General features: G+C 61.8%; 24 protein-coding genes and 1 tRNA gene. 1 reads left to right on the top strand and 24 read right to left on the bottom strand.

The genetic code is table 11. The features are described from left to right. Positions 1 to 52: 52 nt before the first annotated feature. From C513_RS0106580 to tsaD, 24 genes are all read right to left on the bottom strand, one after another. On the bottom strand, positions 53 to 499 hold the full coding sequence (locus C513_RS0106580) for a DUF1178 family protein (protein ID WP_018715246.1): 447 nt from the start codon (positions 497 to 499) through the stop codon (positions 53 to 55). Continuing rightward, the gene (locus C513_RS0106575; RefSeq protein ID WP_018715245.1) at positions 496 to 1,119 is read right to left on the bottom strand and encodes an NUDIX domain-containing protein; all 624 of its coding nucleotides are present in this window, start codon (positions 1,117 to 1,119) and stop codon (positions 496 to 498) included. The genes C513_RS0106580 and C513_RS0106575 overlap by 4 nt, the downstream gene beginning before the upstream one ends. Before the next feature lie 9 nt (positions 1,120 to 1,128). After that, a complete protein-coding gene (locus C513_RS0106570; RefSeq protein ID WP_018715244.1) occupies positions 1,129 to 1,437 on the bottom strand; it encodes a DUF2818 family protein in 309 nt (102 codons plus the stop codon). A gap of 15 nt (positions 1,438 to 1,452) precedes the next feature. After that, a complete protein-coding gene (nuoN, locus tag C513_RS0106565) occupies positions 1,453 to 2,949 on the bottom strand; it encodes an NADH-quinone oxidoreductase subunit NuoN (protein WP_018715243.1) in 1,497 nt (498 codons plus the stop codon). Between the two features lie 11 nt (positions 2,950 to 2,960). Beyond that, positions 2,961 to 4,436 carry an NADH-quinone oxidoreductase subunit M gene (locus tag C513_RS0106560; protein WP_026320625.1) on the bottom strand — a complete coding sequence of 492 codons (1,476 nt, stop codon included), beginning with the start codon at positions 4,434 to 4,436 and terminating at the stop codon, positions 2,961 to 2,963. Between the two features lie 18 nt (positions 4,437 to 4,454). Next, a complete protein-coding gene (gene nuoL / locus C513_RS0106555) occupies positions 4,455 to 6,476 on the bottom strand; it encodes an NADH-quinone oxidoreductase subunit L (RefSeq protein WP_018715241.1) in 2,022 nt (673 codons plus the stop codon). A 7-nt stretch (positions 6,477 to 6,483) separates the two neighbouring features. Continuing rightward, positions 6,484 to 6,792 (bottom strand): NADH-quinone oxidoreductase subunit NuoK, encoded by a 309-nt coding sequence (nuoK, locus tag C513_RS0106550; RefSeq protein ID WP_018715240.1) that lies wholly within the window; start codon positions 6,790 to 6,792, stop codon positions 6,484 to 6,486. Then, positions 6,789 to 7,442 carry an NADH-quinone oxidoreductase subunit J gene (locus C513_RS0106545; protein ID WP_018715239.1) on the bottom strand — a complete coding sequence of 218 codons (654 nt, stop codon included), beginning with the start codon at positions 7,440 to 7,442 and terminating at the stop codon, positions 6,789 to 6,791. Before C513_RS0106545 ends, nuoK begins: the two co-directional genes overlap by 4 nt. Positions 7,443 to 7,471: 29 nt before the next feature. Continuing rightward, entirely contained in the window at positions 7,472 to 7,990 is a 519-nt protein-coding gene (gene nuoI, locus C513_RS0106540; RefSeq protein ID WP_018715238.1) for an NADH-quinone oxidoreductase subunit NuoI, read from the bottom strand. 13 nt (positions 7,991 to 8,003) lie between these two features. Next, the gene (gene nuoH, locus C513_RS0106535; RefSeq protein ID WP_026320624.1) at positions 8,004 to 9,080 is read right to left on the bottom strand and encodes an NADH-quinone oxidoreductase subunit NuoH; all 1,077 of its coding nucleotides are present in this window, start codon (positions 9,078 to 9,080) and stop codon (positions 8,004 to 8,006) included. Next, the gene (gene nuoG, locus C513_RS0106530) at positions 9,077 to 11,209 is read right to left on the bottom strand and encodes an NADH-quinone oxidoreductase subunit NuoG (protein ID WP_026320623.1); all 2,133 of its coding nucleotides are present in this window, start codon (positions 11,207 to 11,209) and stop codon (positions 9,077 to 9,079) included. The genes nuoH and nuoG overlap by 4 nt, the downstream gene beginning before the upstream one ends. 12 nt (positions 11,210 to 11,221) lie before the next feature. Beyond that, positions 11,222 to 12,574 (bottom strand): NADH-quinone oxidoreductase subunit NuoF, encoded by a 1,353-nt coding sequence (gene nuoF / locus C513_RS0106525; RefSeq protein WP_018715235.1) that lies wholly within the window; start codon positions 12,572 to 12,574, stop codon positions 11,222 to 11,224. Then, the gene (gene nuoE, locus C513_RS0106520; protein WP_018715234.1) at positions 12,571 to 13,062 is read right to left on the bottom strand and encodes an NADH-quinone oxidoreductase subunit NuoE; all 492 of its coding nucleotides are present in this window, start codon (positions 13,060 to 13,062) and stop codon (positions 12,571 to 12,573) included. Before nuoE ends, nuoF begins: the two co-directional genes overlap by 4 nt. Continuing rightward, positions 13,059 to 14,309, bottom strand: a complete 1,251-nt coding sequence (locus tag C513_RS0106515) for an NADH-quinone oxidoreductase subunit D (protein ID WP_018715233.1) — start codon at positions 14,307 to 14,309, stop codon at positions 13,059 to 13,061. Before C513_RS0106515 ends, nuoE begins: the two co-directional genes overlap by 4 nt. Before the next feature lie 29 nt (positions 14,310 to 14,338). Continuing rightward, positions 14,339 to 14,947, bottom strand: a complete 609-nt coding sequence (locus tag C513_RS0106510; protein ID WP_018715232.1) for an NADH-quinone oxidoreductase subunit C — start codon at positions 14,945 to 14,947, stop codon at positions 14,339 to 14,341. A 10-nt stretch (positions 14,948 to 14,957) separates the two neighbouring features. Then, positions 14,958 to 15,440, bottom strand: coding sequence for a NuoB/complex I 20 kDa subunit family protein (locus C513_RS0106505; RefSeq protein WP_018715231.1), 483 nt, complete (start codon positions 15,438 to 15,440; stop codon positions 14,958 to 14,960). A 58-nt stretch (positions 15,441 to 15,498) separates the two neighbouring features. Then, positions 15,499 to 15,858, bottom strand: coding sequence for an NADH-quinone oxidoreductase subunit A (locus C513_RS0106500; protein WP_026320622.1), 360 nt, complete (start codon positions 15,856 to 15,858; stop codon positions 15,499 to 15,501). A 42-nt stretch (positions 15,859 to 15,900) separates the two neighbouring features. After that, positions 15,901 to 15,985, bottom strand: a tRNA-Leu gene (locus C513_RS0106495). A 148-nt stretch (positions 15,986 to 16,133) separates the two neighbouring features. Beyond that, complete coding sequence (gene secG / locus C513_RS0106490; RefSeq protein WP_018715229.1) at positions 16,134 to 16,556, bottom strand: preprotein translocase subunit SecG; 423 nt, start codon at positions 16,554 to 16,556, stop codon at positions 16,134 to 16,136. A gap of 50 nt (positions 16,557 to 16,606) precedes the next feature. Next, positions 16,607 to 17,350, bottom strand: a complete 744-nt coding sequence (gene tpiA / locus C513_RS0106485; RefSeq protein ID WP_018715228.1) for a triose-phosphate isomerase — start codon at positions 17,348 to 17,350, stop codon at positions 16,607 to 16,609. A 15-nt stretch (positions 17,351 to 17,365) separates the two neighbouring features. Next, positions 17,366 to 18,352 (bottom strand): NAD(P)H-quinone oxidoreductase, encoded by a 987-nt coding sequence (locus C513_RS0106480; protein WP_018715227.1) that lies wholly within the window; start codon positions 18,350 to 18,352, stop codon positions 17,366 to 17,368. Positions 18,353 to 18,357: 5 nt separating this feature from the next. Beyond that, positions 18,358 to 20,547 (bottom strand): polyribonucleotide nucleotidyltransferase, encoded by a 2,190-nt coding sequence (gene pnp / locus C513_RS0106475; protein ID WP_018715226.1) that lies wholly within the window; start codon positions 20,545 to 20,547, stop codon positions 18,358 to 18,360. A 178-nt stretch (positions 20,548 to 20,725) separates the two neighbouring features. Beyond that, positions 20,726 to 20,983, bottom strand: a complete 258-nt coding sequence (gene rpsO, locus C513_RS0106470) for a 30S ribosomal protein S15 (RefSeq protein WP_018715225.1) — start codon at positions 20,981 to 20,983, stop codon at positions 20,726 to 20,728. Positions 20,984 to 21,133: 150 nt separating this feature from the next. After that, on the bottom strand, positions 21,134 to 22,174 hold the full coding sequence (gene tsaD / locus C513_RS0106465; protein ID WP_026320621.1) for a tRNA (adenosine(37)-N6)-threonylcarbamoyltransferase complex transferase subunit TsaD: 1,041 nt from the start codon (positions 22,172 to 22,174) through the stop codon (positions 21,134 to 21,136). A gap of 206 nt (positions 22,175 to 22,380) precedes the next feature. Here tsaD and C513_RS0106460 point away from each other — a divergent pair, with 206 nt between their 5' ends. Continuing rightward, positions 22,381 to 23,652, top strand: a complete 1,272-nt coding sequence (locus C513_RS0106460; protein WP_018715223.1) for a BaiN/RdsA family NAD(P)/FAD-dependent oxidoreductase — start codon at positions 22,381 to 22,383, stop codon at positions 23,650 to 23,652. The last annotated feature ends 91 nt before the right edge of the window (positions 23,653 to 23,743 follow it).

Below are 23,743 nucleotides of genomic sequence, written 5' to 3'. Positions count from 1 at the left end.
AAACAGGAGCGGCAAGCATCGGCAGACCTGCCGCAACCTCCGTCACCAGGCCTTATTGCAGCTTGCCCTGGGACACCTTGGGAATCGGCAATGACACCACATCGATGCCCTCCTCGCGCAAGGCTTCGGTTTCTTCCGGGCTGGCCTGGCCACGGATCGGGGCCTCGTCCAGCTCTCCGTAATGCATCTTGCGCGCCTGCTCCGGAAAGGCATCGCCCACATCTTCGGTATGTTCGATCACATGCTGCACCATGCGCTCGTACATGGCCTGCACCACGCGACGGCGCTGCTGCTGCTCGGTCGGCTGGCCGGCTGACGGCTGCGCCTTGCCATGACCCAGGTTGATATGTGGTGCCGACAGCATTTTCTCCACCTGCATGTCACCGCATTCAGGGCAGGACAGCAGACCGCCCTGCTGCTGCGACAGAAAGTCCTCCTCCGACGCAAACCAGCCTTCAAAATCGTGCCCTGCGCCGCAGCGCAGATTGAACACCTTCACGTCTGCCCATCCTTCTGCCAATCAGGCTGCCAGCTGCCATCCAGCATCTGTTGCAGCCACAGCATGCAGGTGATGGTCTTGGCATCGGTCAACAGCCCGTCCCGCATGCTCTGCAGCAATTCCTGCGGCGTGGCAGTCACCAGATCCAGCAGCTCGCCTTCTTCCAGCTGCTGCTGGTGATAATCCAGTCCGCGCGCAAACCAGATATCGATGTGCTCATCAGAATAGCCTATGCAGTTGTGCATGGTGCCGGCAAACGCCCATTCCCGCGCCACGCAACCGGTCTCCTCCAGCAGTTCACGCTGGGCGCAGCGCAGTCCCGGCTCGCCGTCATCCAGCTTGCCCGCAGGGAACTCGATCATCACGCGCTCCACCGGATGGCGGTACTGGCGCTCCAGCAGCAGGCGGCCGCCCTCCAGCAGCGGAACCACCACCACTGCCCCCGGATGCTGGACAAATTCGCGTGAAGACAGCTTGCCGTCCGGCAACATCACCTGATCGCGTACCACCTTCAGAAAACGCCCTGCCACCAGCAATTCGCGGGACTGGGTACGCTCGCGCAAGCCGTCATGCTCGCACTGCAGATGCTCGTGCAGGGTCGGAAAAGCAGGAACCGCCATACGCCCTCCTCAATCGGTGTGGCGCATCAGATGGCTGTAGACAAAACCCGGAAACGCCAGTGTGGCAAACATGGCCAGCGTGGTGGCATAAAACTGCCAGCCCTGGGGATAAATCTGGCCGGCATTGCGCTCCAGTGTCAGGCTGAACAGCCCCACCAGCAGATACAGCACCAGCCACTCGGCCAGCTGCAGCGCAATCCCCTTGCGCTGCGGGCTCTTGCGGGGAACCAGCGCAAAAATGCGCTGGTTCAGGAATGGCAGGTTGGCGGCCACCAGGGCCACCAGAATCACCAGCCAGATCGACAGGTCAAGTCCCATGTGTCAGCCAGTACCTCAGGCCGACAGCATGCGATAAATCGCGTGGGCACACAGGCTCATCAGGCCAGCCGGCATCAGGCCCAGCACCAGCACCAGGGCACCGTTCAGGGACAGCACGGCACGCACGTCCAGACCGGCATGCAGGGTTTCCGGCAGACGCGGATTCGGGGCATCAAAGTACATGACCTTGATCACGCGCAGGTAGTAGAAGGCGCCAATCAGCGACATGACCACCGCAAACACGGCCAGACCGATGTGGAAGACTGTTCCGGAAGACACCAGCGACTGCAACACGCTCATCTTGGCGTAGAAGCCGACCATGGGCGGGATACCGGCCAGCGACAGCAGGCTGATGGCCATCACGCCGGCATACAGCGGGCTGCGCTGGTTCAGGCCAGCCAGATCATTGATGTTGTCGCACTCGAAACCGTCACGTGCCAGCAGCAGGATCACGCCGAAGTTGACCAGCGTGGTCAGCACATAGGTCACGATATAGAACATGCCTGCCGAGTAGGCATCCACCACGTTGCTGAAGTTGTTGTTGGTATAACCAGCTGCCAGCGCCAGCAGCACGAAGCCGATCTGGGCGATGGTGGAATACGCCAGCATGCGCTTGATGTTCTGCTGCATGATGGCCGCCAGGTTACCGACCAGCAACGACAGCACCGCGAGGATGATCAGCATCTGCTGCCACTCGACCGCCATTGGCAGCATGCCTTCGACCAGCAGACGGATCGCCATGGCAAAAGCGGCCAGCTTGGGCGCTGCGGCAATCACCAGGGTCACCGACGTGGGCGCACCCTGATAGACGTCAGGCATCCACATGTGGAAGGGAACGGCACCCAGCTTGAACGCCAGGCCGGACACGATGAAGACCACGCCGAACACCAGGATCTGGGTCTTGGCCATGCCGCTGGCGATCACATGCTGCACTTCGGGCAGCAGCAGCGAACCGGTGGCACCGTAGAGCATGGACATGCCATACAGCAGGAAACCGGAAGACAGCGAACCCAGCACAAAGTACTTCATGGCCGATTCGCTGGCTTCGGCATTGTCACGACGCAGCGCCACCATGGCATAGGACGGCAGTGTCAGCAGTTCCAGACCCAGGTAGATCAGCAGGAAATGGTTGGCCGAGGTCAGCACGAAGATGCCCAGCAGGCTGAACAACACCAGCGGGTAGAGCTCGCCACCACGCAGGAACATGCCGCGTTGCTCGGAGTACGGACGGGCATAGACCAGCGTCACGAAAGTGGCCAGGGCGGCAAAACACTTCAGCCAGCTGCCCATGGTGTCGCTCACCACCGTATCGCCGAAGGCGTAGATGGTATAGCCGTTGAGTGCGTACAGGGCCTGGATCGCCACCAGCGCCAGCAGCGTCAGCTGCGTCAGCAGGTAGGTCGGCACGCGGCCCGGGCTCTTCACGAACAGGTCGGCCAGCAAGATCACACTGGCCATCACCGCCAGGAAAATTTCCGGATAGATGGCAATCCAACTCAGTTTGTCAATCATTGCAGGCTCTCTCAGGGCAGTTTGGTCGCAGCCACTTGCTGCAGCAGGTGTGCAACAGAAGCGTCCATGACGTCAGTGAAGGGCTTGGGATAGACACCCATGGCCAGCACGGCGATGGCCAGCAGCGCCAGCATCACGAATTCGCGGCAGTTGATGTCCTGCAGGGCGCGGACATTGTCGTTGGTCACCGGACCCAGATAGACGCGCTTGTACATCCACAGGGTATAGGAAGCCGCCAGGATCAGGGCAGTCGCCGTCAGCAGGCCAATCCAGAAATCGTATTCGACACTGGCCAGGATCACCATCCACTCGCCGACGAAACCGGCCGTTGCCGGCAGGCCGCTATTGGCCATCGAGAACAGCAGTGCAAAGGCAGCAAACTTGGGCATGGTGTTGATCACGCCACCGTAATCGGCGATTTCACGCGAATGCACGCGATCGTACAGCACGCCGATACACAGGAACATGGCTGCAGAGACGAAACCGTGTGCAATCATCTGCACGATGGCACCGGACACGCCCATGTCGCTGAAGACAAAGAAGCCCAGCGTCACGAAGCCCATGTGCGCGACCGAGGAGTACGCCACCAGCTTCTTCATGTCCTTTTGCACCAGGGCCACCAGACCGACGTAGACCACGGCAATCAGCGACAGCGCAATCATCAGCCAGGCCCACTCTTGCGAAGCGTCCGGCGTGATCGGCAGGTTGAAGCGCAGGAAACCGTAGCCACCCAGCTTCAGCATGATGGCTGCCAGCACGGCGGAACCACCGGTCGGTGCTTCCACGTGCACATCGGGCAACCAGGTATGTACCGGCCACATCGGGATCTTCACGGCAAAGGCGGCAAAGAAGGCGAAGAACAGCAGCGTCTGCGCCGTTGCTCCCAAGGGCAACTTGTACCAGGTCTGGAAGTCGAAGCTGCCACCGGACACGTTGTACAGGTAGACCAGGGCCACCAGCATCAGCAGCGAACCGAGCAGCGTATACAGGAAGAACTTGAAGGCGGCGTAGATCTTGCGCGGCCCCCCCCAGATACCGATGATCAGGTACATCGGAATCAGCGTGGCCTCGAAGAACACGTAGAACAGCATCGCATCCTGGGCAGCAAACACGCCGATCATGGCCCCGCTGAGGATCAGGAAGGCAGCCATGTACTGGTTCACGCGCTGGGAAATCACTTCCCAGGCCGAGATCACCACCACAACCGTGATGAAGGCAGTCAGCAGCACGAACCACAGCGAGATGCCATCAACACCGAGGTGGTAGTTGATGTTGAAACGCGGAATCCACGGATTCTTTTCCACGAACTGCAAGGCAGCCGTGTTCAGCTGGAAACCGGTGTACAGCGGTATCGTCACCAGGAAGCTGGCGATGGAACCGATCAACGCAATCCAGCGCACCATGCGGGCGTGGCGATCCTCGTTGAAGGCGAGCAGAACGGCTCCGATCGCGATGGGTAGCCAGATGGCCAGGCTCAACAATCCCATTTTTCTATTTCTCCCTTATTAGGCGAACCAGACGAACCAGGCCACCATCACCAGCACACCCAGGATCATGGCCAGGGCGTAGTGGTAGATATAACCGGTCTGGACTTTCCGGACCACCGAAGCGATACCGCCGACAACCTTCCAGGAACCATTCACGATGGCACCATCGATCAGGCCCTGGTCACCCGCCTTCCACAGGCCGGTACCGAGACAGCGTGCACCACGGGCCACGATGTTCTCGTTGACCCAGTCGACGTAGTACTTGTTTTCCAGCACGGCGATGATCGGGGCAAAGGCCTTGGCCAGGCTGGCAGCCACGTTGTTCTTCATCATGTAGAGGAAGTAGGCCACGGCAAAGCCGGCCACTGTCAGCCAGAACGGCACGGTCTGTACCGCGTGCAGGGCAAAACCGGTGGCACCGTGGAAGACGTTGACCCAGTGCTCAGCGTAGGTTGCCATGGCCGGGTGACGTGCATCCACATGGATGGCATCCTTGAAGAAGTCGCCAAACAGCATGGCATCCACAGCCAGGTAGCCGATGATCACCGACGGAATCGCCAGCAGCACCAGCGGCAGCGTCACCACCCACGGAGATTCGTGCGGCTTGCCGTCGCCATGGTCATCATGGTGATCGTCATGGTGCGGCTCCGGATTCTGGTCATAGCGCTCCTTGCCATGGAAGACCAGGAAGTAGACGCGGAAGCTGTACAGCGAGGTCACAAAGACGCTCAGCAGGGCCGCCCAGTAGGCGATGCCGGCTGCGGGCAGCGTGCTGAAGTGCAGCGCCTCGATGATGCTTTCCTTGGAGTAGAAGCCCGAGAAGAACGGCGTACCGATCAGGGACAGGGTACCAATCAGGAAAGTGATCCAGGTGATCGGCATGTACTTGCGCACATTGCCCATCCAGCGGATGTCCTGGTTGTGGTGCATGCCGATGATGACGGAGCCGGCCGCCAGGAACAGCAGGGCCTTGAAGAAGGCGTGCGTCATCAGGTGGAACACGGCCACGGAGTAGGCGGAGGCACCCAGGGCCATGGTCATGTAACCCAACTGCGACAGCGTGGAGTACGCCACCACGCGCTTGATATCATTCTGGATGATGCCCAGGATACCCATGAAGAAGGCCGTGATGGCACCGATGATCAGGATGAAGTTCAGCGCAACATCACTCATCTCGAACAGCGGCGACATGCGCGACACCATGAAGATGCCGGCGGTCACCATGGTGGCCGCGTGGATCAGTGCGGAGATCGGCGTCGGGCCTTCCATCGAGTCCGGCAGCCAGGCGTGCAGCGGGAACTGCGCCGACTTGCCCATGGCACCGATGAACAGGCAGATGGACGCCACGGTCACGATCTGCCAGCCGGTACCCGGCATGGTCTGGCCAGCCAGCGTGTTCACCTTGCCGAAGAACTCGGTGTAGTTCAGTGTGCCGGTATAGGCCAGCAGCAGGCCGATGCCCAGGATGAAGCCGAAGTCACCCACGCGGTTGATCAGGAACGCCTTCATGTTGGCGAAGATCGCCGTCGGACGCTGGTACCAGAAGCCGATCAGCAGGTAGGACACCAGGCCCACCGCTTCCCAGCCAAAGAACAGCTGCATGAAGTTGTTGCTCATCACCAGCATCAGCATGGAGAAGGTGAACAGCGAGATGTAGGAGAAGAAGCGGTTGTAGCCCGGATCACCCTGCATGTAGCCGATGGTGTAGATGTGCACCATCAGCGACACCGAGGTCACCACCACCATCATCATGGCGGTCAGGCTGTCGACCATGAAGCCGACTTCCATGTTCAGGCCACCAATGCTCAGCCAGGTGTACAGCGTCTGGTCATAGCGGGCACCGTCAAGCACCTGCATCAGCACCATCACGGACAGCACGCAGGAGACCAGCACGCCGCCGATGGTCAGCGTGTGCGAGGCCTTGTTGCCCAGGATACGGCCACCGATTGCCGTACCAAAGATGCCTACCAGGGTGGCAGTCAACAGCGGCAGAAAGGCAATGATGACCAGGGTCGTCGTGGAAAGGGTCGTTTGTGTCATGTTCTGATTACCCCTTCAGCACGTTGAGTTCTTCCACATCGATGCTGGACTTGTTGCGGAACAGCAGCATCAGGATGGCCAGACCAATGGCAGCTTCGGCAGCGGCCACGGTCAGGATGAAGAACACGAAGATCTGCCCGTTCAGGTCACCCCAGAAACGGGAGAAGGTCACGAAGTTCATGTTGACTGCCAGCAGCATCAGCTCGACGCACATCAGCAGCACGATCAGGTTCTTGCGGTTCAGGAAAATGCCCACTGCCGCGAACGCAAACAGGATCCCGCCCAGGGTCAGGAAATGGCCGATAGTCAGACTCATGCTTTGTTCTCCTCCGTGGCAGCTTCGGCAGCCGGTGCAGCACGGGTTGCCTCCATCTTCACGATACGCACGCGATCGGCAGAGCGCACATGCACCTGCTCGGAAGGCGGAATGGCCTTGCTGTCCTTGCGCTTGCGCAGGGTCAGGGCAATCGCACTGATCATGGCTACCAGCAGGATGATGGCAGCGATTTCCAGCGGGTACAGGTAATGCGTGTACAGCAGCTTGCCCAGCTCGGTGGTATTGGAAGCATCCGCAGGCAGCGGAGCGCCATCCATGCCGCGCATCGGCAGGGCTTGCGTTTCCGTGAAGTTGCTCAGCAGGATGATGGACAGCTGCAGGATGACCAGCACGCCCACCACGGCTGCCGCCGGGAAATGCTTCCAGAAGCCTGTCTTGAGCCGCTCGACATCCTCGTCAAGCATCATCACGACAAACAGGAACAGCACCATCACGGCACCGACGTAGACCAGCACCAGCGTAATGGAGAGGAATTCGGCTTCCAGCAGCATCCAGATGGCGGATGCCTGGAAGAACGACAGCACCAGGTACAGCACAGCGCTGACCGGGTTGCGTGCAGTGATCACGCGGAAGGCCGCGAAAATCAGCACCACAGCAAACAGATAGAAAAGACCAGTTTTGACGTCCATGTTGTCCTCGTATGTATTCCCTGGTCCTGTCAGCGGTAAGGCGCATCCGCCGCCTTGTTGGCAGCGATCTGGGCTTCGTACTTGTCACCCACGGCCAGCAACATGTCCTTGGTGAAGTACAGGTCGCCACGCTTTTCACCGTGGTATTCGAAGATGTGGGTCTCGACGATGGAGTCGACCGGGCAGCTCTCCTCGCAGAAACCGCAGAAGATGCACTTGGTCAGGTCGATGTCATAGCGCGTGGTGCGGCGGCTGCCGTCATCACGCTGGTCGGACTCGATGGTGATCGCCAGGGCCGGACAGACCGCCTCGCACAGCTTGCAGGCAATGCAGCGCTCTTCACCGTTTTCATAACGGCGCAGGGCGTGCAGACCACGGAAGCGCGGGCTCAGCGGCGTCTTCTCTTCCGGGTAGTTCAGGGTCACCTTGCTCTTGAAGGCGTAACGTCCTGTCAGGGCCATGCCCTTGAACAACTCGGCCAGCATGAAACTGCCGAGGAAGTCCTTCAGGCTGAAGCCGGATTCGGTTTTCGTTGCAGTAGTAGACATCTCGTACTCCTCCTTACGGCCAGATATTCCAGGAGGTCTGCATCCATGCCGCCACCAGCACCAGCCAGAACAGCGTCAACGGGATGAAGATCTTCCAGCCCAGACGCATGATCTGGTCATAGCGGTAGCGCGGGAAGGTGGCCCGGATCCAGATGAACATGCTCACCACGACAAAGGTCTTGATGAACAGCCAGATCCAGCCGGGAATGAAGCTCAGGAACTCGAACGGGGGCAGCCAGCCGCCCAGGAACATGACCACTGCCAGCAGGGAGAACAGGATCATGTTGGCATATTCGGCCAGGAAGAAGATGGCAAAGCCCATGCCGGAATATTCCACCATGTGGCCGGCCACGATTTCCGCCTCGCCTTCCACCACGTCAAACGGGTGACGGTTGGTTTCGGCAACACCGGAAATCAGGTAGACCATGAAGATCGGCAGCAGCGGCAACCAGTTCCAGGATAGGAAGTTGATGCCCTTGTCGGCAAACATGCCCTGCGCCTGACCGGTAACGATCTCGCCCATGTTCATGCTGCCCGCCACCAGTACCACCACCAGCAGGCAGAAGCCCATGGCGATTTCATAGGAGATCATCTGGGCCGACGCACGCAGTGCGCCCAGGAACGGGTACTTGGAGTTGGAAGCCCAGCCGGCCATGATCACGCCATAGACCTCGATCGAGGTGATGGCCATGATCAGCAGCAGACCGGCATTGACGTTGGCCAGCGCCACATCCGGGCCAAAGGGCATCACGGCCCAGGCCGCGAGGGCCGGCATGATGGCCATCAGCGGACCCATGTAGTAGATCCAGGTGTGGGCACGATCCGGCTTGATCAGTTCCTTGGTCAGCAGCTTCAGGCCATCGGCCATGGGCTGCAGCAGGCCCAGCGGACCCACGCGGTTGGGGCCACGGCGGTGCTGCATGAAGCCCAGCAGACGACGCTCCCACAAGGTCAGGTAGGCCACGCACAGCATCAGCGGAATGACCACGATGATGATCTTGAGCAATGCCCAGATCACCGGCCACACCACGTCCATCCACCAGGCCGCCTGGATCAGGCCTTCGCCTGCGGCAAAGATTGCGTCCATCATGCGCTCACCCCCTGCGTGCTCGCGGCAGCACGGGCATCCACCGTGGCCTGCAGCGCTGGCGCACGACGCACCAGACTGTCGAGTTGATAAATGGAAGCCACCACCGGACGACCGTCAGCCTTGGCCACGGTCAGGGCAGCATCCGTACTGTTGTCCAGGCGCGCGACGAAAGTGCCCGCTTCGCGCTGTTCCAGACCCAGGCCTGCCAGCACATCTTGCGAGGACTCCGCATCGAAGCCCGGCAGCTGCAGCAGGTTACCCAGCACACGCAGCACCTTCCAGCCCGGACGGGTATCGGCCTGCGGCTTGACCACGGCGTGGAAGCTCTGGGCACGGCCTTCGGCATTGACGAAGGTACCGGAAGTTTCGGTAAACGGGCTGATCGGCAGCAGCACATCGCTGATCGCCATGTTGGTCTTGAACGGGCTCAGCGTGACGACCATCTGTGCCTGGTTCAGACCGGCCACGGCCTGCTGGCCAGCGGCGGTATCGAATTCGGGTTCGACATTCAGCAGGATCGCGGCCTTCAGCGCACCAGCCGTCATCGCGGCAGCATCCAGACCACCGGTTTGCGGCTGCGCACCGACGAACTGGGCACCCACCGTGTTGGCGGCTTCGGTCAGGTAACCGAAGCTGGCTCCGGTCTGTGCAGCAATCCACTGCGCCAGCGCCAGCAGGCTTTCGGCCTGGGCATGGTGTGCCGCCGCATTGCCCAGCAGCACGGCCTTGCGCTCACCGCCCAGCAGGGACTTGGCGATCGCCTGTGCCGTTGCATCCGCCTGGCCGGCCGCAGGAGCGGCAACGCCCTTCTGCTCGGCGATGGCGGCAGCCACATTGGCCAGCGCCTGGGTCCAGTCGGCGGCATCAGCCTGCAGCACATTTTTCAGGGTCATGGCCCAGTCCTGACGCTGTTCGACCAGCGCATTCACCTGGGCTCCGTGGCGCACGGCCTGACGGATACGCTGGGCAAACAGCGGATGGTCCTTGCGCAGGTTGCTGCCCACCACCAGCACGCGCTGCAGCGTGCTCAGGGCGGCCACCGGCATGCCCAGCCAGCGCACCTTGCCATGGGTTGCCGTGAAATCGGCGCGACGCAGGCGGTGATCGATATTGTCGCTACCCAGACCACGCACCAGCTTGCCGGCCAGCGTCAGCTCTTCCAGCGTGCTGTGCGGGCTGACCAGGGCACCGATGCTGTTGGCACCGTGCTCGGTGGCAATCTGCTTCAGACCGTTGGCCACGTATTCCAGTGCCGTCTGCCAGCTGACTTCCTGCCAGCTGCCGCCCTGCTTGATCATCGGTGCCGTCAGGCGATCCGGACCATTCAGCGACTCGTAGCTGAAGCGGTCGCGGTCGGCAATCCAGCATTCGTTGACGGCCTCGTTCTCGAACGGCACAACGCGCAGCACCTGGTGGTTCTTGACCTGCACGATCAGGTTGGCACCCGACGCATCGTGCGGCGCCACCGACTTGCGGCGACCCAGCTCCCAGGTACGGGCGCTGTAACGGAACGGCTTGCTGGTAAGCGCACCCACCGGACAGATGTCGATCATGTTGCCGGACAGTTCGGAATCCACCGTGCTGCCGACAAAGGTTTCGATTTCGGAGTGCTCGCCACGGTTAGACATGCCGAGCTCCATGACACCGGCGATTTCCTGACCGAAGCGTACGCAGCGCGTGCACTGGATGCAGCGGCTCATCTCCTCCATGGAGATCAGCGGACCGACATCCTTGGGTGTGACAACACGCTTTTCCTCTTCGTAGCGCGAGGTGTTGTTGCCGTAGCCCACGGCCAGATCCTGCAGCTGGCATTCGCCACCCTGGTCGCAGATCGGGCAATCCAGCGGGTGGTTGATCAGCAGGAATTCCATGACGGACTGCTGTGCCGCCAGCGCCTTCGGGCTCTTGGTATGGACGATCATGCCCTGGGCCACCGGTGTGGCACAAGCCGGCACGGCCTTGGGCATCTTCTCGACATCCACCAGGCACATGCGGCAGTTGGCCGCAATGCTCAGTTTCTTGTGATAGCAAAAATGCGGAATGAAGGTTCCGGCACCTTCGGCAGCATGCATGATCATGCTGCCTTCCGGTACCTCGATCTTCTTTCCGTCCAGTTCGATTTCAACCATGGCGATCACTCGTCAAATATAGGCAGGGACCTGACAGGTCTTGTGCTCGATGTGGTAGGCGAATTCATCGCGGAAGTGCTTCAGCATGGCACGCACCGGCATGGCAGCAGCATCGCCGAGCGCACAGATGGTGCGCCCCTGGATGTTGCCCGCCACGGAGTCGAGCAGGTCCAGATCTTCCGGACGGCCCTGACCGTTTTCGATGCGCTGCACCACGCGCCACAACCAGCCGGTACCTTCACGACAGGGTGTGCACTGGCCGCAGGACTCGTGCATGTAGAAATAGCTCAGGCGCAACAGCGACTTGACCATGCAGCGGCTGTCATCCATCACGATCACGGCACCGGATCCGAGCATGGAGCCGGCCTTGGCGATGGAATCGTAGTCCATCGTGCACTGCATCATGATGTCTGCCGGCAGCACCGGGGACGAAGAGCCACCCGGAATCACGGCCTTGAGCTTGCGCCCCGTGCGTACGCCACCGGCCAGTTCGAGCAAGGTGGAGAACGGCGTACCCATCGGCACTTCGTAGTTGCCGGGCAGGTTGACATCGCCCGACACCGAGTAGATCTTGGTACCACCGTTGTTCGGCTTGCCACACTCCAGATAGGCCTGACCGCCGTTGCGGATGATCCACGGCACGGCAGCAAAGGTCTCGGTGTTGTTGATGGTCGTCGGCTTGCCGTACAGGCCAAAGCTGGCCGGGAACGGCGGCTTGAAGCGCGGCTGGCCCTTCTTGCCTTCCAGCGACTCGAGCAGCGCTGTTTCCTCGCCACAGATGTAGGCACCAAAACCATGGTGGGCATGCAGCTGGAAGCTGAAATCGCTGCCCAGGATGTTGTCACCCAGGTAACCGGCAGCACGTGCCTCTTCCAGGGCGGCCTCGAAGCGCTCGTAAACCTCGAAGATCTCGCCGTGGATGTAGTTGTATCCCACGCTGGCACCCATGGCAAAGCCCGCAATGATCATGCCTTCGATCACGATATGCGGGTTGAACATCAGGATGTCGCGGTCCTTGCAGGTACCGGGCTCGCCTTCGTCGGAGTTGCAGACGATGTACTTCTGGCCCGGGAAGTTGCGCGGCATGAAGCTCCACTTCAGGCCGGACGGGAAGCCGGCACCACCACGTCCACGCAGTGCGGACTCCTTCATGGTGGCGATGACATCGTCCTGCGACATGCCCGTGCCGTCATCCTTGCCCAGGATCTTGCGCAGCGCCTGATAGCCGCCACGCGCCTCGTAATCCTTCAGGCTCCAGTTGCTGCCGTTCAGATCCTTGTAGATCTGCGGCTCGATATGGCGGCCATGGAAACAGGTTTCCTGACCGCTGGACGCGAATTGCGCCAGGATGTTGCTCACGCTCATGCCTTGCCCTCCGCGTTACGCAGACCTTCCACCAGCGCCTCCAGGCGCTCGACGGACATGAAGCTGCACATGTTGCGATCGTTGACCAGCATCACCGGGGAATCGGCACAGGCACCCAGACATTCGCACTGCTGCAGGGTGAACATGCCGTCAGCCGTGGTTTCGCCGGCGGTCACGCCGAGCTTGTCTTCGAGGTACTTGAGCGCCTTGCCGCCATCGCGCAACTGGCACGGCAGGTTGGTGCACACGGCCAGCTTGTACTTGCCGACCGGCTGCTGGTTGTACATGTTGTAGAAGGTCGTGACTTCGTGCACGGCCATCGGCGCAATGCCGAGGTATTCGGCGATCTCGCGCTCGCTCTCGGCCGACACGTGACCCTGCTCCTGCTGCACGATGGACAGGCAGGCCATGACGGCAGATTGCTTCTGCGCATCGGGGTACTTGGCCACTTCCTTGGCGAAGCGCGCCTTGGTAGCTTCAGAAATCATCGGTCAATCTCTCCAAACACAATGTCCAGCGTGCCGATCACTGCCACCGCGTCAGCCAGCATGTGGCCGGTGGCGAGTTCATCCAGCGCGGCCAGATGCACGAAGCCCGGCGGGCGGATCTTCATGCGGTAGGGCTTGTTGCCACCATCGCTGATCAGGTAGATGCCGAACTCGCCCTTGGGGTGCTCGACAGCGGCGTAGGCTTCGCCCTCGGGGACGTGGAAGCCTTCGGTGAACAGCTTGAAGTGGTGGATCAGGTCTTCCATGCCCGACTTCATGTTCGCGCGCGACGGCGGCGCCACCTTGCGGTTGTCGGTGATGACCGGACCCGGGTTGGCACGCAGCCATTCCACGCACTGCTGGATGATGCGGTTGGATTCGCGCATTTCATTGACGCGAACCAGATAGCGATCATAGGTATCGCCGGTGGTACCCACCGGAATATCGAAGTCCAGACGGTCGTAAACCTCGTAGGGCTGCGTCTTGCGCAGGTCCCAGGCGATGCCGGAGCCGCGCAGCATGGGACCCGTCATGCCCAGGTTGATGGCACGCTCTGCCGTCAACACGCCGATGCCCACGGTGCGCTGCTTCCAGATGCGGTTTTCGGTGAGCAGGGTCTCGTACTCGTCGACGCACTTGGGGAAGCGGTTGGTGAAGTCCTCGATGAAATCGAGCAACGAACCACCACGCGCCTTGTTGATCTTGTCGACCGAGCTGCTGCTGCGCAACTTGCTGGCGAACTGCGGCATGCTGTGCGGCAGGTCACGGTAGACACCACCCGGACGGAAGTAGGCTGCGTGCATGCGCGCGCCGGAAACGGCCTCGTACATGTCGAACAGGTCTTCACGCTCGCGGAAGGTGTACATCAGGATGGTGGAGCTGCCACAGTCGTTGCCGTGCGAACCCAGCCACATCAGGTGGTTCAGGATACGCGTGATCTCTGAAAACATGACGCGGATGTACTGCGCACGGATCGGCACCTCGATACCCAGCAGCTTTTCGACCGACAGGCAGTAGGCATGCTCGTTGCACATCATGGACACGTAATCCAGGCGATCCATGTAGGGCAGCGCCTGGAGATAGGTCTTGTGCTCGGCCAGCTTTTCGGTGGCACGGTGCAGCAGACCGATGTGCGGGTCGGCACGCTGCACCACCTCGCCATCCAGCTCCAGCACCAGACGCAGCACGCCGTGCGCTGCTGGGTGCTGCGGACCGAAGTTCAGGGTGTAGTTCTTGATTTCAGCCATATGTCATTCCTTCTCGCCGGAGCCGGCGATCAGTGCAGCCCCCCGTAGTTGTCTTCGCGGATGATGCGCGGCGTGATTTCGCGCGGCTCGATGGTCACGGGCTGGTACACCACACGCTTCTGCTCCTCGTCGTAGCGCATCTCGACGTAGCCGGACAGCGGGAAGTCCTTGCGGAACGGGTGACCAATGAAACCATAGTCGGTCAGGATGCGACGCAGATCCGGGTGACCCTCGAACACGATGCCGTACAGGTCGAAGGCCTCGCGCTCGAACCAGTTGGCAGCGGCCCAGACATCGTTGATGGTGGCCACGACCGGGAAATCGTCATCAGGCGCAAACACCTTCAGGCGCAGGCGCTGGTTCAGCGTGATGGACAGCAGATGCAGCACCACGCAATAACGCGGACCTTCCCACACTTCATCGCGGTAATCGGAATAGTCGACACCACACAGGTCAATCAGCTGCTCGAACTGGCAACCGGGGGCGTCACGCAACTGGCGTGCGACTTCGACATAGTCGGCGGCAGCCACCTCGATGGTCAGCTCGCCGCGAGCCACCACGGAGGAACGGATCTTGTCACCCAGCAGCTGCGTCACCGTCTGGGACAGCGCCTGGATATCTACAGCGTATGCAGTCATGCGGATCTCCTCAGGCGCGGGCAATGGTATTGGTACGGCGGATCTTCTGCTGCAACTGCATGATGCCGTAGATCAGCGCCTCGGCCGTGGGCGGGCAGCCCGGCACGTAGACATCGACCGGCACCACGCGATCGCAACCGCGCACCACGGAGTAGCTGTAGTGGTAATAGCCACCCCCATTGGCACAGGAGCCCATGGACAGCACCCAGCGCGGCTCGGCCATCTGGTCGTAGACCTTGCGCAAGGCCGGCCCCATCTTGTTGCACAGCGTACCCGCCACGATCATCAGATCGGACTGACGCGGGCTGGCACGAAATACCTCGGCACCAAAACGCGCCAGATCGTAGCGCGCACTGGCCGCGTGCATCATTTCGACGGCACAGCAGGCCAGGCCAAACGTCATGGGCCAGATCGAACCCGTCTTGGCCCAGTTCGCCACCGCGTCATAGCTGGTGGTGATGAAGCCTTCCTTGAAAACACCTTCAATCGACATGCGACTCTCCAGAAGTGCGAGCAGCCGGGACTAGCACCCAGCCACCCTCAGCCTGTGTTTATTCCCAATCCAGGGCGCCCTTCTTCCACTCGTAGATGAATCCGATGAGCAGGATGAACAGGAAAATCATGGCGGCCCAGAAGCCGACCGGACCCAGCTGCTTGTAGGCAGCAGCCCAAGGGAAGAGGAATGCCACTTCCAGGTCAAACAGGATGAACAGAATGGCCACGAGGTAGTAGCGCACGTCAAACTTCATGCGCGCGTCTTCAAAGGCCTCGAAGCCACATTCATAAGGGGAGTTCTTGGCAGGATCAGGGCGATTGGGACCCAGACCCCGACCCATGACCAGACAGGCAGCACCCACGAGGATGCCCACGATCACGAACAGCATGACGGGAAGATATTGCGAGAGATCCATGTTTTCCTGCAGAAAAATCCGGCCGGAGGCCAAAGGTGATTCTGGTGCCGTCGGCGAGACTCGAACTCGCACAGCTTTCGCCACTACCCCCTCAAGATAGCGTGTCTACCAATTCCACCACGACGGCAATCGTGTCTCTTCCCGGAGCATGGAAGGCAGGAAATTTCCCACCTACCCGGGTTAGCCCCTCATTGTAACCATATTCAACGAGCGAGGCACCTGAGGCAGGGTTTTTCTTAGTCTCCCGACCTGCCTGCGGGAGACGCTTGTAACAATCAGCCGGCAGAAGCAGCGGAAACCGCCGGCGATGCCGGTACGACTGCCGGTACGGCTGCAGCGCCTGGTACCAGCGATTCGGCAGCAGATGCCGGCACGGAAGCCGGTGCAGCTGGCGCTGCAGCACTGGCTGCCGGCGCGTTCACCAGACCGCTCAGCACACTGCCGGAACCACCGGTGTTGGGCAGGTTGCCGAAATAGGCCAGGATCAGCGTGGAGGCAAAGAACACGGTGGCCAGCACCGCGGTGCTGCGCGACAGGAAGTTGGCACTGCCGGAAGCCCCAAACAGGCTGCCGGAGGAGCCGGCACCAAAGGCCGCGCCCATGTCGGCACCCTTGCCATGCTGAACCAGGATCAGGCCGATCATGGCCAGTGCCGACAGCACCTGGATGACCAGCAGGAGATTGAGAAGAATATTCATGAAAACATTACCGGAGAAAGGCTTGCCGCACCGGCGGCAAACCCGTTATTTTATTGCGCTGCAGCGATGATGGCGAGGAAATCCTGCGCCTTGAGGGCTGCGCCACCAATCAGGCCGCCATCGATGTCGGGCTGCGCCAACAGCTGGGCCGCATTGGAAGCATTCATGCTGCCGCCATACAGCAGGCGGATGCGGTCGGCGTGCTCGGTAGCCGCCTTGAGCTGGTTGCGCATGATGTCGTGCACGTGCTGCGCCTCTTCGGGAGTCGCCGTCTTGCCGGTACCGATGGCCCAGACCGGCTCGTAGGCGACCACGATCTCGCTGATGCAGTGCCCGACCAGATGGATCACGGCCGCCAACTGACGACGCACGATGTAATCGGTCATGCCTTCATCACGCTCACGCTGGGTCTCGCCAACACAGACGATAGGCGTGACGCCGGCCTCGAGGGCACGTTTGGCCTTGATGGCGACGTTGGTATCGGTTTCGGCCTGGTGCATGCGGCGCTCGCTGTGGCCGACGATGGCGTAGCGCACACCGAATTCCTTCAGCATGTCGGCAGACACGTCACCGGTGTAGGGCCCGTTCTGGTGCTGCGAGACGTTCTGCACGCCCAGCGCGACCTTGTCCTGGCCAGCCAGCAGGGTCTGCACCTGTGGCACATAAATGCCCGGCGGGCAAATCGCCACGTCACAGGCGGGTTCGCCGATACCGGCCAGAATGTCCTTGACCAGTGCCTCGTTGGCAGCCAGGCTGCCATTCATCTTCCAGTTGCCGGCAATCAGTTTTCTCATGTGCTTCTCCTTGCGTTACCAGGACAATACGATTTTGCCAATGTGTTGATTCGATTCCATCAGGGCGTGTGCCTGCGCCGCTTCGGCCGCCGGGAACACCGCATGGATGACCGGCTTGATGCTGCCGTTTTCGATCAGCGGCCAGACCTGCGCACGCAACTGCTGCGCAATGGCTGCCTTGAACGCCACCGGCTGCTTGCGCAGCGTGGAACCCATGATCGACAGACGACGCGTCAGCACCAGACCGGCATGGAATTCGGACCGGGTGCCGCCCTGCACCGCGATGATGACGATACGGCCATCTTCGGCCAGGCATTTCACCTCGCGCGCCACATAGTCGCCAGCGACCATGTCGAGTACCACATCCACGCCCTTGCCACCGGTGATGGCACGGACTTCCTCGACGAAATCCTGCGTCTTGTAGTTGATGGCGTGATCGGCACCCAGGTCCAGGCAGGCCTGGCACTTGGCATCCGAACCGGCGGTGACAATGATGCGCGAGCCGCGCGCCTTGGCCAACTGGATCGCCGTGACACCGATACCGCTGCTGCCGCCCTGCACCAGCAGGGTTTCGCCCGGTTGCAGGCCGGCACGGTCATACAGGTTGCTCCAGACCGTGTAGAAGGTCTCGGGCAGGCTGGCTGCCTCGACCAGACTCAGGCCGGCAGGCACCGGCAGGCATTGCACGGCCGGTGCCACGCAGAACTGGGCATACCCACCGCCGGCTACCAGTGCACAAACCTGATCACCGATCGCCAGACCGGCCTGCTGCATGGCCTCGGCATCACCGGCGACGATCTCGCCAGCGACTTCCAGACCTGGCAGCTCCGATTCGCCTGGCGGTGCCGGATAGTGTCCCTGGCGCTGCACCACATCCGGGCGGTTGACGCCGGAGGCTGCCACACGGATCAGCACCTGCCCCGGTCCGGCGACCGGATCAGGGCAGGTGGTGAGCTGCAGGACTTCAGGCCCGCCAAACCCGGCCAAGGCGATCGCTTGCATGCCGATTACTGCTGTTGCTGTTGCTGCTGCTCGGCGTCGCTGCCCTGGCGGCCATTGCCGTTGCCATTGCGGTCGCCGCGATCACCACGCTCGGCGCGTTCGGGACGCTCCAGCAGGGCCTTCATGGACAGCTTGATGCGGCCCTTGTCGTCGGTTTCCAGCGCCTTGACGCGCACCACCTGGCCTTCGCTCAGGTAGTCGGTGACCTTCTCGACGCGCTCGTGGGCGATCTGGCTGATGTGCAGCAGGCCATCCTTGCCCGGCAGCACGTTGACCAGTGCACCAAAGTCCAGCAGCTTGACGATCGGGCCTTCGTAGATCTTGCCGACCTCGACCTCGGCCGTGATCTGCTCGATGCGGCGCTTGGCCTCTTCGGCCTTGGCACCGTCGGTGCTGGCAATGGTGATCACGCCGTCTTCGGCGATATCGATCTGGGTACCGGTTTCCTCGGTCAGCTGACGAATGGTGGCACCACCCTTGCCGATCACGTCACGGATCTTCTCGGGGTTGATCTTCATGGTGTACAGACGCGGAGCGAACTGGGATACCTCGGCCTTGGACTCGCCCATGGCTTCCTGCATCTTGTCCAGGATGTGCATACGTGCTTCCTTGGCCTGGGCCAGTGCCACCTGCATGATTTCCTTGGTGATACCCTGGATCTTGATGTCCATCTGCAGGGCGGTGATGCCGCTGGTGGTACCGGCCACCTTGAAGTCCATGTCGCCCAGGTGATCTTCGTCACCCAGGATGTCGGTCAGCACGGCGAAGCGGTTGTCTTCCTTGATCAGGCCCATGGCGATACCGGCCACGTGCGCCTTCATCGGCACGCCGGCGTCCATCAGCGACAGGCAGCCGCCGCACACCGAGGCCATGGAAGAAGAGCCATTGGATTCGGTGATTTCGGACACCACACGGATGGTGTAGGGGAAATCTTCCTTGCTCGGCAGGCAGGCCGCCAGGGCGCGCTTGGCCAGACGGCCGTGACCGATTTCGCGGCGCTTGGTGCTGCCCATGCGACCGACTTCGCCGGTGGCAAAGGGAGGCATGTTGTAGTGCAGCAGGAAGCGGTCTTCGTATTCGCCGGCCAGCGCATCGATGCGCTGGGCGTCGCGGTCGGTGCCCAGCGTGGACACGACCAGTGCCTGGGTTTCGCCACGCGTGAACAGGGCGGAGCCGTGGGTGCGCGGCAGCAGACCGGTACGGATCTCGATCGGGCGCACGGTGCGGGTGTCACGACCGTCGATGCGCGGCTCGCCGGACAGGATCTGGCTGCGGACGATACGGGCCTCGATGTCGAACAGCAGGTTTTCCAGCTTGACTTCGTCGAATTCCACGCCTTGCGCGGTCAGCTCGGCCTTGGCGGCAGCGTAGGCTTCGCGGCAGGCCTGGGTACGGGCCTGCTTGCTGCGGATCTGGTAGGCGGTGCGCAGCTTCTCTTCAGCCACGGCATTCACCTTGCCGATGAAGTCTTCGTCCTTGGCTTCCGGCTGCCAGTCCCAGACCGGCTTGCCAGCGTCGCGCACCAGCTCGTGGATGGCATTGATGGCCACCTGGCTCTGCTCGTGACCGAACACCACGGCACCCAGCATCACGTCTTCGGTCAGCTGGTCGGCTTCGGATTCGACCATCAGCACAGCGGCTTCGGTGCCGGCCACCACCAGGTCCAGCTGGCTGTTCTTGCGCTGGGTCTGGCCCGGGTTGAGCACGTATTCGCCGTTGATGTAACCCACGCGGGCCGCACCGATCGGGCCGTTGAACGGAATGCCGGAGATGGCCAGGGCCGCGCTCACGCCAATCATGGCGGCGATGTCGGCATCCACCTCGGGGTTGAGGGAGATGGTGTGGATCACCACGTGAACTTCGTTGTAGAAGCCTTCGGGGAACAGCGGGCGGATCGGGCGGTCGATCAGGCGGCTGGTCAGGGTTTCCAGTTCGCTGGGCTTGGCCTCGCGCTTGAAGAAGCTGCCGGGGATCTTGCCGGCGGCATAGGTTTTCTCGATGTAGTCGACGGTCAGCGGAAAGAAGTCCTGACCGGGCTTGGCGGTCTTGGAGCCGACCACGGTGGCGAGCACCACGGTGTCGTCGATGTTGACGAGCACGGCACCGCTGGCCTGACGGGCGATTTCACCGGTTTCGAGGGTAACGGTATGCTGGCCCCACTGGAAGGTCTTGGTGACTTTATTGAAGATGGACATGAGGGTCTCCTGTATGGGAAAGAATGGAGTCCTGCAGCACACGATGCCATTCCGTCAGGATCGTCGCGGGACGGTACTGGTGGAATGACACAGCGCTCGTGCTTGCACTACTCCGGAAACAAAAAAACAAAACGCCTGAGAAAGGCACTCTCTCAGGCGTCATGCATGCGGTGCCCGCTTACTTGCGCAGACCCAGCTTGGCGATCAGCGCCAGGTAGCGGTCAGCGTCCTTGGACTTCAGGTAGTCCAGCAGCTTGCGGCGACGGCTCACCATGCGCAGCAGGCCACGACGACCGTGGTGGTCCTTGGAGTGGGTCTTGAAGTGGGGGGTCAGCTGGTTGATGCGTGCGGTCAGCAGTGCAACCTGGACTTCCGGGCTGCCAGTGTCATTGGCGGCGCGGGCGTTATCCTTGATAACGGCAACTTTATCGATCATGTTGATTTCCTTGGGAATTATTTGACTTGCGCCACAAGCCGGACTACCTGTGACGTGCTTTCACCTGCCCATGAGGGGCAAATGAATCGAACAATTATATAGGACGCCACCGATTTGTCCAGTGCGCTGTTGCGATCGCACCAGCCGGAATCAGGCCGACTGCTGTTCCAGATCCCAGCGCGGACGCACATCGAAACCGTAATCCTGGCTGGCGCGGGCAACGCCGGCCTGCAGGCGCATGGCAGCAGCCAACGCAATCATGGCGCCATTGTCGGTACACAGGTGCAGCTCCGGATAGTGGACGCGCACGCCACGCTTGCGACAGGCGGCATCGAGCTGTTGGCGCAGCTCGGCATTGGCTCCCACGCCGCCGGCTACTACCAGGCGCTTGAGGCCGGTGCTGTCCACCGCCTTGAGCGCCTTTTTCACCAGCACCTCGACGATCGCGGCCTGGGTACTGGCAGCCAGATCGGCCTGGGTCTGGTAACAGGGCTGACCCTCGATCTTGCGCACCTGGGTCAGCACCGCCGTCTTGAGGCCGGCAAAGGAGAAATTCAGGTCACCGCTGTGCAGCAGCGGACGTGGCAGCGCATAGGCCTGGGGGTTGCCGAACTCGGCCAGGCGCGACAGCGCCGGACCACCGGGATAGCCGAGGCCCAGCAGCTTGGCCGACTTGTCGAAAGCCTCGCCGGCAGCATCGTCAATGGTTTCGCCCAGCAGGGTGTAGCGCCCTACCCCGTCCACCTGCATCAGCTGCGTGTGACCGCCAGACACCAGCAGCGCCACAAAGGGGAACTCGGGCGGATCGGCACTCAGGAAAGGCGACAACAGATGACCTTCGAGGTGGTGCACGCCCAGCACCGGCTTGTCCAGCGCGGCGGCCAGTGCGCAGGCCGCACCGGCGCCCACCAGCAGCGCGCCGGCCAGACCGGGACCGCGCGTGAAAGCCACCACATCCACTTCGGACAGGCTGCGGCCGGCCTGCGCCAGCACCTGGCGCGTGAGTGGCACGACGCGGCGGATATGGTCCCGGCTGGCCAGCTCGGGCACGACGCCGCCATAGGCCTGGTGCATGTCAATCTGGCTGTGCAGCCCATGACCCAGCAGGGCCGGCACCGGCTGGCCGGGCCTGGCCTCGACCAGGGCAACGCCGGTTTCGTCGCAGGAGGATTCGAAACCCAGCACCAGCAAGGGGGAAGTAAGGGAGTTTTGCATCAGGCTGCCATTGTGCCGCGACTTGGCCCAGGCTGCCATCGGGCTGCTGCGTGACCAGACCATGCAGGGGTGCATCGGCGACTGGCGTGAGGCAACTTCGCTGACAATACCCTCATGCAAGAATCTCCAAGCTCCTCCCCGAAAGAAATCGCTCCCGTCCGGCCCACCCAGGAGCCGTTGGCATGAGCAGCAACACCGAATTCGATGTCGTGGTGATAGGTGCCGGCGCTGCCGGCCTGTTCTGCGCTGGCCAGGCCGGCCAGCGTGGCCTGCGTGTGCTGCTGATCGATCATGCGGCCAAGGTGGCCGAAAAGATCCGCATCAGCGGCGGCGGCCGCTGCAACTTCACCAATGCCGGAGCCACGCCGGCGCAGTTCATCAGCCAGAACCCGCATTTCTGCCGCAGCGCGCTGGCGCGCTATGGGGCGCAGGACTTTATCGAACTGGTGCAACGCCATCGCATTGCCTTTCACGAAAAGCACAAGGGCCAGCTGTTCTGCGACCGTTCGGCACAGGACATCATCGACCTGCTGCTGCGCGAATGCGAAGCTGGCGGCGTGGAACGCTGGCAGCCCTGCGCGATGCAGGGCCTGCAGCACGCGCCGGCATCGGCTCTGCCCTGGCAGATCGATACCGCCCGTGGCCGGGTAGCTGCACGCGCCGTGGTGCTGGCCACCGGCGGCCTGTCGATTCCCAAGATTGGCGCAACGGATCTGGCCTGGCGCGTGGCTGCACAGTTCGGCTTGCGCACGATCGCGCCGCGCCCGGGACTGGTGCCGCTGACCTTTGATGCGGCCAGCTGGCAGCCGTTTGCCGCGCTCTCCGGCGTGGCATTGCCGGTGGAAATCGGCACCGATGCGCCCGTTGGCAAGCGCCAGCAGCGCATGGCTTTCAGCGAAGACCTGCTGTTCACGCACCGCGGTCTGAGCGGCCCGGCGATTCTGCAGATTTCCAGCTACTGGCAGGATGGCCAGCCGCTGCATATCAACCTGATTCCGGACGAGGACAGCAAGCTGCCCGATGCGCCCCGCCGCCCTGCCCTGCTGCAGCAGCTGCAACAGGCCAAGGCACGCGGATCGCGCAAACTGGTGGCCAACGAGATCGGCCATTACCTGCCGGCACGCCTGGTGGAGCACTGGATCACGCAGCATCCGGGCTGCCAACGCCCGGTGGCCGAGGTGTCGGACAAGGCACTGCAGCAGTTCTGCGAGAGCCTGCAGCACTGGCAGATCATCCCCAAGGGCAGCGAAGGCTACCTGAAGGCGGAAGTGACACTGGGCGGTATCGATACGCGCGATGTGTCCTCGCAAACCATGGAGACGAAGATGCCCGGCCTGTACGTGATTGGCGAAGCGGTGGATGTGACCGGCTGGCTCGGCGGCTACAACTTCCAGTGGGCCTGGGCCAGCGGACATGCGTGTGCGGAGGCGCTGGCGGCCTCGCTGCCGGGCTGAATCTCCCTGCCAGAAACGCACAAGCCCCGCTCGCAAGCGGGGCTTGTTCATGGGCATGCTACGGCAGTTGCCTGGCAACCGCCCACTGCCC

Source organism: Allobrachymonas chironomi DSM 19884 (assembly GCF_000374625.1).
GTDB classification, from domain to species: domain Bacteria; phylum Pseudomonadota; class Gammaproteobacteria; order Burkholderiales; family Burkholderiaceae_C; genus Brachymonas; species Brachymonas chironomi.
The sequence above is the reverse complement of the archived record's forward strand: the minus strand, read 5'-3'. Positions and strand labels throughout refer to the sequence as shown.